Raw genomic sequence first — 10812 nt, 5'->3', positions numbered from 1 at the left:
TCACAATTTCTGTTATAAGAATCATAGTCCCGGTCGTATCTATCACGTCTTCGCCCATAATCATAATCTCGGTCGTACCTGTCACGTCTTCGCCCATAATCATAGTCTCGGTCGTACCTGTCATTGCGTCTTCGCCCATAATCATAGTCCCGGTCGTACCTATCGCGTCTTCGCCCATAATCATAATCTCGGTCGTACCTATCGCGTCTTTTTCGTAGTCGATAATTTTCTAAAGTATTCCATTTGCGGTCAAGTCTGCGGTCTAGATCGTCGTGAGCTTCTTTAATAATTCTTTCTTTTTCTGCTTTAGGAAGACTGCGGTTATGAGGTTTATCCATCTCTCGTTTAATCCTGCGATCGATTCTTTCATGGAGTTCATGCCTTTTTTCTTGTCGGTACTCATCTTCCTTTTGACGCGCTCGAATACGATATTTATCTTTGCGATCGGCTAATATAATTTGATTTTCGTCTAAGCTTTTTTGTTCAGTTTTGATGTTAGTCAAATTATTTAAGGCCATTGCTGGATAGGTACAACTAAGGCCAAAATATAAGGGAATAATAGCGAGCAGAAATTTATTATTCATATCGAAATAGTTACCTCTATATAGTCTTCTTTTTATCAAGTACATATTATACCAAATTACAATTAGATGGTAAGCATTTCCTGCGGACTGCTGCGCAAACAGCTATTAGCAGTCAGCTTTTCCTGCGGAATGCTGCGCAAACAGCAACAAGACTTTCTCTTTAAGAACAGTGTTTAAATTAACAACTGACTTTAAGGTCAAGGGAACCAATTTTTGTAGTAAGATAATTAATAAAACTTTGCTCGTAAACTAAAAGCAATAGTTGATAGCTGACGGCTGAATGCTTACATTAGATGAGCTTACCCTGAAGCGGATTTATTATGATAGGCTATAATTTAATTCATTCCAGCATTAATAACCTTATACTTATTTCCTAAATCTTTATTTATAGTGAATTGTTCCATAGTTAGTTCAGGGCAAAATCTCCAATCTTGGCAAAAAACAGGGCTAGAATTAGTTGCCAATATTTATGGTGGAAGAGATGTAGTATTAGCAATTGACTTAACAGAAAGTGTAGGCTTAAATGATGAAGGTCGTATCCGTTTGCGTCAGATAGTTGAAGATAGTTTGCGACCTGGAGATAAAGTCTATGTTGTACCTTTTGCGACAATTGTTAATCCCCTCACACCACAAATTAATCCTTTGACAGTTGAAGGGGCGGTTAAATTTAATGGCAAACAAGACATCAGTAAAATTTTGGAGTTAATACCATTTAAACCAAATTTAACTCTACAAAATACGGATGTTCAAAGAGCAGAATTATTTATTTATCAAAACCTAGCTCAGATTAATCAATGTCGCTTAGGAAAAAATCAACCGATTAAACCTCAGTCAGTAATTTGGATTACTGATGCACCACTTTTAACTGCGGCAGGAATTGATTCAAAAATATGGATAGAAACTCCTAGAGATAGCCCTTTTCGAGTAGAAAATTCTGAGGAAAGTCAACAGCGAATATCTTGGATTAATGCTTTACCTTTAAATAATCGAAAGCTGTTAATTAGAACAGAAAATGGTGAAGAATATCAACTGGCAGTTGTGGATATTGCTCCTACTGTTCAAGAATTTTGTACCCCAGCACCGGGAGGCAGGGAAACTTGTTTAGTTAATTCTTATTTAGGGAAATTATTATGGCTACCTGGGTTGATTTTTTTGTTGGTTTTTATAGGGTTTATAGTGGGAGTTAAAAGATGGATGAGCCTGCAAAAAAAATGGGAGTTGGTTGTGGATTTTATTGCTACTCAAATTGAGGAAGACCAAATTTGTCGTTTGCCGAATAATAAAAGAATTGCTATTGGTGAATATGATGACTTTTGTGTTGATTCAATAGATACCCCCGGACCAGAAATCCGAGCTTTTTTAATCAGAAAAGGAAATCGGCTTTATCTGGAACCAACTGGAGATGCAGACATTTCTCTTAATGGGAAAAAAATTTCTAGTCGTACTTTAATATCTAGTTCTCAAGTGAGGCTTAATTGTCCTCACGGAAGAAATCGTGATTATGAGATAATTATCAAAATCAAAAAATAGTATTAAAAGAGGTAAAAGCTATGGTTCAATCAACCAGTAAAGAACGCCAGTCTAGAGGAATTAATCGCACTATTTGTATCGGAATAGGAGGCACTGGTAGAGATATTTTGATGCGAATTCGTAGATTAATTGTAGATAGTTATGGGGATTTAGAAAAACTGCCAATTGTAAGTTTTGTTCATATTGATACTGACAAATCAGCTAGTCAAATATCTGGTTTAAGAACTGGCAATACATATCACGGAGTTGACCTTAGTTTTAAGGAAGCTGAGAAAGTTAGTGCGACAATGAGTGGCAGAGATGTGAATAATTTTACTCAAGAATTAGAAAAACGTTCTACTTCTGAAAGACCAGGACCTTACGACCATATTCGGCAATGGTTTCCTCCTCAACTTAATCGGAATATTAAGGCAATAGAAGAGGGTGCAAAAGGAATTAGACCAGTAGGAAGATTAGCTTTTTTTCATAACTATCGCAAGATTCAAAAAGCAATTGAAATAGCGGAACAAAGAACTAGAGGAAATGAGGGTATTTTACTAAAAGCGGGGTTAAGAGTAGATGCGGGAGTAAATATTTTTATTGTGGGTTCTCTATGTGGAGGTACTGGCAGTGGAATGTTTTTAGATGTTGCTTATAGTTTGAGACATACTTACGGCCAGCAAAACACTAAAATTGTTGGTTATTTAGTAATTAGTCCTGAGTTATATGGAAACAATGCTAATATGAAGGCTAATACTTATGCAGCTTTAAAAGAACTAAATCATTACACTAATCCCGGTACAAAATTTGAAGCTTGTTACGATATACAAGACTTAGTAATTGTTCGAGAAGAACGACCTCCTTATGATTATGCTTATTTGGTTTCTAATGAGACAGCAGGAGGATATAAAATTCTTGAGCAACGTAAGTTATGTAATGTTATTGCTCATAAAATTGCTTTGGATTTTTCTGGAGAATTAGCACCTGTAGTTAAAGGGATGAGAGATAATTTTTTACAACATTTAATCCAGTATGATAATCACCCTCGTCCTAATATTCAACGTTACTTAACTTTTGGCATGGCAGCTATTTATTTTCCACGGGATAGAATTGTTCAAATAGCTTTAAATCGTATTAGTTGGAACTTGGTTGATTTCTGGTTAAATGGTGAAGGCCAAAGCCCAGATCCGGTTTTATTACTGGAAAGATTTTTACTTCAATATCGCTGGCATGATGACTTAGAAAAACGAGATGGATTAAGTAGAAGATTAGCCGAATCTGTGGAAGAATCTAACAAGAATTTTGAAAGTACAATTAATGGTTGGAGAAATAAATTAGACCGGGCAATTTCTGAGTCTCAAAACAAGGATGACCGCATAGCATTACAACAGCGATTGCCGAGAGAGTTTAAAGAGCAATTTAGAAAGGTTATTCCGGGAAAAACTGATAGTAGTAGAGGAGTTTGGTTGACAAGGTTGCAACAAATTTGTCCGAGAATTACAGCAGAATTGCAACAAAATATTGATAGTTTTATTCTGGAATTGCTAAGTCCTAGTAATGATAATTTTTCTATTAGAAGTAGTCGCGAATGGCTAGAAACAATGAAAAACGAACTGAATAATTATCAACGGGATATTGAAGAACAAATTGTAGATTTTAATGGCAGTAATATATTAGAAGACCTAGAAAGAAAATGGCAAGATGGGGAACAGATAATCGCAGATATTGAGAATAAATTTGAACTGCCTTTATTGGGAGGTAAGAATAGAGAGTTTCAAGCTGAAGCTAAAAGAATAGTCAGACAAATTTGCGATTTAATTAGACACAACTTCGATTTAGTAGTTCTGCAAGAAACTCTGGAAATAGTAAGGAATTTACAAAATCATGTTGAAAATATTGCTACCCAACTAAGAGAATTTAACAACTTACTCAATAACCTTAAAAATGACTATGAAAAAGAACAGGCAGATTTAAAACAACTAGATTTTGATGAGATGAGTGGAGAAGCTATTTTTGCCGAGGAAGACATCAATAATTGTTCTCAAATTTTACTTCCTCCTGAAGAGCTAAAGTCACAACTGGTACAACTAAGTTCGGAAATTACTAAACCATCTGGAGACGGAAAATCTATTGCAATTTTTCTCATAGAAAAAGTCAGAGAAGAAGAGCAAGTAAAACAAGAAATTAATCTCACAGTAGATCGGTTATTTGGAGTTCGGAGTACCAATATTGTTACTTCTGTAATTAAGCGTTTTCTGCAAAACTATTCTAGTGCTGACAGAAGCACTCGCTTAGGACAAATTATGCAGGAAGCTGAACCACTTTTACCTTTAGATTTTAATGCTCCTTACTTCAGAGATAGCGATGCTAAACACAGTCAATTAATAGGATTTAAAGATACCGATGATGAAGGAGTTAAACAATTTAAAAATATCTTGGTGCAAGATTTAGGAATTGACAATAATACCCTCAAACCAACTCAAGCGGAAGACCAAATTTTAATAGTTAAAGAATATGCAGCTTTTCCCCTGAGACTAATTGCTAATCTCCAGCAAATGAGAAATCCTTACATTCGAGAAATGAATTCTTCTACTTCTTTTCTCCATAACGACAATCAGATTTTCTTTGCCGATATTATTCCTCCAGATGCAGCAAAAATAGAAGAGTTAGAAGATATCTTTTATCCTTGTTTAGCTTTAGAATTAATTCAAAAAAATGGGGATGAGTTATTAGAATTTCAATATTACAATGATATGCGAGATACTTATTATACTGCCGAACTTAGTTCAGTTTGGAATCAAGCTTTAGAAGAGTTAGCTAATCGGCAGGATATGACCTCAGCTTTGAAAAATATTCTGGATCAAGAAGTAGAAAAAATAGACGAACAACTCTGGGAAAACCATTATTTCCCGAAGTTGCAAAAATTTGTTAAACAAATTGATAATTTACCAGAAGATGATCTTAATTATCCTTATAAAGATACAGTAGTTGGAACACCACCAACAATTGAAAATCCTGGAAAGGATGGAGTTATCAATCGCTTTCGCCGTCGCATACAAAAAAAAGTAAACAATATACAATTACTTCAGTCAAAATCTACTGTAAAAGAGGAAAATCAGGAAGTTAAAAAAGATGAAATTCTTGACATTGATGTTTATTTCGATAATCCCCAAGATTCTCACAATAACCAACAGACTTCAGGAGATGATCGGATGGAAAAATTGAAGGATTTAGTAAATATGAAAAAAGAGGGATTTTTGACAGATGAACAATTTGAGGCAGCTAAGAAAAAGATATTAGGAATTTAATCTAAAGGAATTTTAATTATGGTTGAATTATTTTAACTAATTCCAAAAAAGAGCCGAAAAATTATCACAGAATCTACCAAAAAAGCATAGGATAAAAAAATGATTTGTTTCGGTTCTGGGATAGATATAAATTGTCATACTTGTGAGGTATAAATTCTTGGTTTTAGCTAACAAAAAACTGGCAAAAAGCAACAGGAAAATATTAATAAACAAAGCTTGAAGATAACTGTACCTCACTAACCCAAGAAATGTTATATTTGGTGTAATTTCTCATAAAAGCATAATTTTTAGTGGCAAATAAAAAAAATTTAGGGATTTAATCTAGAGGAGTTTTAAATATGGTTGAATCATTCCAGCTAATTCCATTTCCATTGCTTATTTTGAGTATAGTATTGGTAATATTTCCCACTATATTTACTGCCATAGTGCGTATCCGACTCTACAATCATTTAGTATTCTTAAAAGATAGAGTTAGAAGACTAATTAACAGGGAACGTCCAGGACGAAAACCAAGAATAATTGAAAATTTAGAAGCAAGATTTCAGACAGCAAGTCAAAATTTAGAAGAAGTCAATACCGCAGCATTAGTAGATGGAATTTATAGCCAAGAAAAATTTGGTTTTTTCGGATTTAAAAAATTACGATGCCACCAATGGGATTACTTTTCTCAAGCATTACCTAACCTATTAATATCCTTTGGATTATTAGGTACTTTTCTGGGAATCGTTATCAACTTATCAACCTTAATTCAAAAAATTAATCAAGTTGAAGTAACCGATATAAATAACTTAGTCGAGCAATTACAAGACCCAATCCAAGGTATGGGAATTGCTTTTATTACTAGCTTAATTGCTGTAGCTTGTAGTTCCTTATTAACAGTAATTAACCTTCAATGGAATACTAATTTAGCAAGAGAAGATTTAATCAGCTATTTAGAAGATTACCTAGATAATATTTTACAGCCAGAAATAGAGGGTAATACTAGACTTGATAGAGCTGTTAACCGCATGGTAGAACAGCAAAACAACTTTTTAAATAGATTTCATCAAAATGTGACAAATGCAGTGGAATCATCCTTGGGAGAAATAGCAAGAGAAATTTCCCAAGGTAACAGAGAAGCAGCTAATCTCGCTAGACAAGTTTATGAAAGCTTTACTCAATCTTCTGGAACAATATCTAATGCAGCAAGTGAATTTCAATCAGTTGTTAATAACTTTCAAAATATTATTGCTAATGAGATGACACCTACGGTAAAAGAATTTAATCGAGCATCTGAAACATTTCAACAAAGTCAATTTCCAAGACAATTATCAGAAGCTACTCAAAATTTAGCTACCATCCAACAAAATTTTTCTAACTCAACTTCTGCTTTACAAGAAACAGTAGAAGTTATGAGAGAATCATCGAATAACAACAGCCAGACTCTAGGAAGTTTAACAGCAGAAATTATCAACCTTCATCAAAGCTATAATGAGGTACTAAAATTACATCAAACTAATCAACAATCTCTCCAAGAAATTATTCCTCAACTTAACGAAGGAGCAAATAACTTTAAGTCAGCATCCCAAATAATTCAAGACCTACAGAATGAAATTAAAGTTAGAGAAGAAAGTTTGGTAAATATACAATCAGAGCTAGTTAATATTGTAGAAACATTGAAAGAAAATTCCCAAGAAGTCAATACAGAAATTCAGAAGTTTGGTAACAATCTAATAGATATTAATAACCAGCAAATTCAGGTAGTATTAGAAAAATTTCAGGAATCTATTACAAGTTTAGATAATTTAGGCGATCGCTTGACTAATACTTTAGTTGAACAGGTAGGTAATAACAATCAAGAAATTAGGGCACTTCGAGAAAAAATTAAAGAATCTGTACGTTATTTGAGTGGGATAAAAAATAAGTTTGAAAAGTTAGAATTAAACTTACAATCACAATTCCAATCTTCAAGCAATACTACTGAAGTTAAAGACTCTAAATTAGAAGCAAATCGCAGGAGAAAGTCTATCAAAGCTTTTTTTGGAAGAGAGGAGCAATAAGCTTATATAGTTTTGTTATTATATTTTCAATTTTTGGCATAAATATTTCGTTTTGACTAGAATTCCAGTAATCAATTAAAGCTTTGATATTCTTCTCAGTCTCAATGCCCAATTTTTCTATAAAAATATCGCTGATAAAGAAGTCTTCAATAAGCTTACGGTTTTTGGGATCTTTACTACTATTTTTTAGCTTATTTAGGCTTTTTTCAATCAATTGCTGAAGTTCATTATTTGTCAACCACCAACTCATTAAAGTCTTGATAGCTTCTTCATTGCTGAATTTTTCTAGACTAATTATCAGTAATAAGCGAGTATTAAAATCATCGGTGTATTGATATATTTTCTTTAAAAGATTAATAACAATATTTTGATTTGTCCTGTTTGCTTTGACTACTTGACGCTCAATTTTTGCTTTTAACCTCAAAGCCAATGCCTGAAGTTGTACTTCATCAAGGGCATACAAAATATTTTCTAAACCCTCAGTTACAGGTTGGCAATTCTCATTTTCTAACTGCCTTATCACTAAACCAATTAATTCATAAATACATTGATCAACTTCATCTATGGAAAAGTTTTTTAGATTCTGCCAAAATAGAAATACTTCGCTCCATTGTGAAGCAAAACCTTGCAAAATAATATCAAAATCATAATTTTTATTAGAGTCAATTAGCTCTAGAGCAGCAAAATATTCCTGAAATGCAGGATGCCAGAATGAATAAATCTTTTCATTTAAACTTTTTTCGATAATACCTACTTGATTTAGTAAACCAAGTTGCAGAGACAACTGAAATAGAGACTTATCATTTATAGTATTTTCAACTAGAGAATGAGGCAGAATAAATTGATTCTGTTTAACTCCCTCTAAAGCCAATTTTTTCAAAGCATTTTCTAATTCTTGACGCTTATCCTGTATTTCGGAAAATCGTTCTTTTTTCCACTGGTAAAATATTTCTATAAACTGCCTGTAAAAGTCAGCATCTAATTTTGGCAAACTGCCATTTCGACGGCAAATGTAGAATAAAATTGTCAAGCGCAGAGGATTTTTGACTGCATCCTTGAGACGTTTCCATTTAGGATTTAGTTTGTCTTGATTTTCAGGAGATGGGATTAATTTTTCTCGTAACTTCTCCCCCACTTCTTCTATTTCTATGTCTTCTATGTCAGTATCTTTAAACCAGGGATTAATTAATTTATTTATCTGGTTGCTTTCAAATCCCAATACTTGATAAGTATCAAAATCTTCTAGTGCATTTTTACTATCATCCCAAACATTAATTCGACAGGTTAGTGCAACTCCAGCTCCACCTATCCACCCAGTAATTTCTCTGGCAACAGTTGCTAAAGCATCCACAGGTTGTGCTGCAATTTCATCCACACCATCCAATAACAACCAGACTCTACCGTTATTAAATTGTTCAACAAAATTATTTTGAATTTTTTCCTCAACTATCCTTTTCTTGCAAGCAGCTTTCAACCAATCTTCTAGTAAATACTCTTCTATAGTTTTACCCTTCAGGTCTCCCAGAGATATCCAAATCAATAAATTATCTGTATTCTCTAACACCCAAAAAGCAATCTTTTGCAACCAGGTTGTTTTGCCATCCCCTGGATATCCAACAATAGCTATCCGTCGCGCTTTCTTTGAATTAACATCCTTAAAAAGTTTCAGAACATCATCGCACTCAACCTTTTTCCCTTTTGGTTTATACAACTCAGAGCCATTTTCAGGTTTAGGGCGATCTTTATCGAACTGCCTTTGTCGCGATCGCTCGACTAACCCCACAGGAGGAATATTGTCGTTTACCTCAAATCTAATTCCATCTCTAGCAGTAAATTGATTAGTAGTTAGGGATTCTCTACCTTCTAGCATTGTTTGACAACGTTCCTGCCACTCAGAAATATCAACCTCGATGTCTGGAGAATTTGTAGAGCTAATAGTATTATCAACAATTTCTTCCCAGTTACAACCAACTGTCTCGCAAATAGCAATGAAACTTTCCCTAAGAATTGGGCCTCGCCAAAATCGCATCAAAGATGATCGTGAAACTCCAGCTTTTTCAAACCAAGCCTCCTCATGCTTATTCCAACCTTTGGTTCGTCTAGCCTTGTCTATAATTTCAAGTCCAATCTTAGATGCTTTTAAAGAGCTTGCCATGCTTTTCCTATTTACCTAAATTATTCCAGTGTCAAATTAAAATCGTCAAGTGTTAATTTGGCCATAACTTATTATCATTTTTTACTGATTAAAAAGTAAATTAAATTATATTTTTATTTGTTTATTACATAATATATTAAATATTTTTTACTTTTTGATTTATTTTGCTCAAGTTTTAATCATTAATTTCTGAAGTCTATATGCTACTATAAAAAAAAGTAAGGTGAAAACCTTACTCGTTCAATTAATTACATTTTATATCTCTAATTATGACAACAAATTCTCCAAATGGCCATTATGGCCATAATGTTTCAAAGAAAGGCTTCAGTCAAGTAAACCACTATATTGGTGTTGGCTTAATTTCAAGTACTGCTGCTGTAATTTTGGGAACTTTCCTGTTATTGTCCTCAAATTCACTCTCTGAAGAGATGGCTATACTTCTGTTGTCCCCATCAGCACCTATTGCTAATGTAGGACAGCATTTAGTTAAAAAAGAGTCAGAAAAAAAGTCATAGACAAAGACAATACATAAAGTCTAAAGTATATTGATAATTTACTGTCAGACTTGATCTCAAATATTCAGTGCATTTACCAGTTAATACTATTGAACATCAGAGTACATCTCAGACTAAGTTTAGAGTGAGCAAATCTTTGTTCACTCTATAAAACTATAAATATGGTTATAATTTTTGCAAATATACATAGGTTTTCAACCACTATTTAATTACCAACACTTTTTAATTTTTCCAGATAAATAAAGAAGTAAAAATTATGAGCCGCCGTTCACGATATGCAAGGTTAAATCAAACTCTCAATGTCTGGCAATCATTCACTGATATCATGTCCAGTGCTTTTATGATTTTGAGCCTCTTTCTTTTCTTGGCACTACTGAAATCGGGAGTGTTAAATTCAAATGTTTCTAGAACAAATACTGAACTTCAAGAAGTTAGAAGAGAGAATAAAAATTTGAAGGATAAAGTAAAAGAAAAAGACCGAGAAATACAGGAAAAATATGAAGAGATAAAGCAACAAGAGCTAGAAATTTCTAGCTTAAAATCCCAGCCACCAATTGAAATTACAGAAGCATCTAACCGGAAATTCCCATCAGGTAGTGCCGAATTATCTGCTGGATTAATTAATTTTATTCGGAACAATTTAGTCAAGCAAATCGAAGATTATGCTCAAGGAAAAGAAGGCTATATCGTACAAGTAATCGG

General features: G+C 33.5%; 6 protein-coding genes and 1 pseudogene. 5 read left to right on the top strand and 2 right to left on the bottom strand.

What is annotated here, in order from left to right:
* On the bottom strand, window positions 1-584 hold a 584-nt coding region (locus AC3DU7_RS13930; RefSeq protein ID WP_488039933.1), incomplete at its 3' end, for a hypothetical protein.
* Window positions 585-974: 390 nt separating this feature from the next.
* On the opposite strand from AC3DU7_RS13930, the gene AC3DU7_RS13925 reads away from it, so the two are divergent.
* The 3 genes from AC3DU7_RS13925 (at window position 975) to AC3DU7_RS13915 (ending at window position 7440) form a co-directional block, all read left to right on the top strand.
* Window positions 975-2114 (top strand): vWA domain-containing protein, encoded by a 1140-nt coding sequence (locus AC3DU7_RS13925; protein WP_488039932.1) that lies wholly within the window; start codon window positions 975-977, stop codon window positions 2112-2114.
* 20 nt (window positions 2115-2134) lie between these two features.
* Window positions 2135-5401 carry a tubulin-like doman-containing protein gene (locus AC3DU7_RS13920; protein ID WP_488039931.1) on the top strand — a complete coding sequence of 1089 codons (3267 nt, stop codon included), beginning with the start codon at window positions 2135-2137 and terminating at the stop codon, window positions 5399-5401.
* 338 nt (window positions 5402-5739) lie between these two features.
* Window positions 5740-7440: a hypothetical protein gene (locus AC3DU7_RS13915; protein ID WP_488039930.1), complete on the top strand. Its 1701-nt coding sequence runs from the start codon at window positions 5740-5742 to the stop codon at window positions 7438-7440.
* On the opposite strand, the gene AC3DU7_RS13910 is transcribed toward AC3DU7_RS13915, so the two are convergent.
* Entirely contained in the window at window positions 7409-9595 is a 2187-nt protein-coding gene (locus tag AC3DU7_RS13910; protein WP_488039929.1) for an NACHT domain-containing protein, read from the bottom strand. The two genes, AC3DU7_RS13915 and AC3DU7_RS13910, sit on opposite strands and share 32 nt — an antisense overlap.
* A 269-nt stretch (window positions 9596-9864) precedes the next feature.
* Here AC3DU7_RS13910 and AC3DU7_RS13905 point away from each other — a divergent pair, with 269 nt between their 5' ends.
* A complete protein-coding gene (locus AC3DU7_RS13905; RefSeq protein WP_488039928.1) occupies window positions 9865-10110 on the top strand; it encodes a hypothetical protein in 246 nt (81 codons plus the stop codon).
* Window positions 10111-10366: 256 nt separating this feature from the next.
* Window positions 10367-10812, top strand: a pseudogene (locus AC3DU7_RS13900) (hypothetical protein); the annotation flags it as partial.

This window comes from Okeania sp., from assembly GCF_983059655.1.
This window is presented reverse-complemented; position numbering and strand designations above follow the sequence as displayed.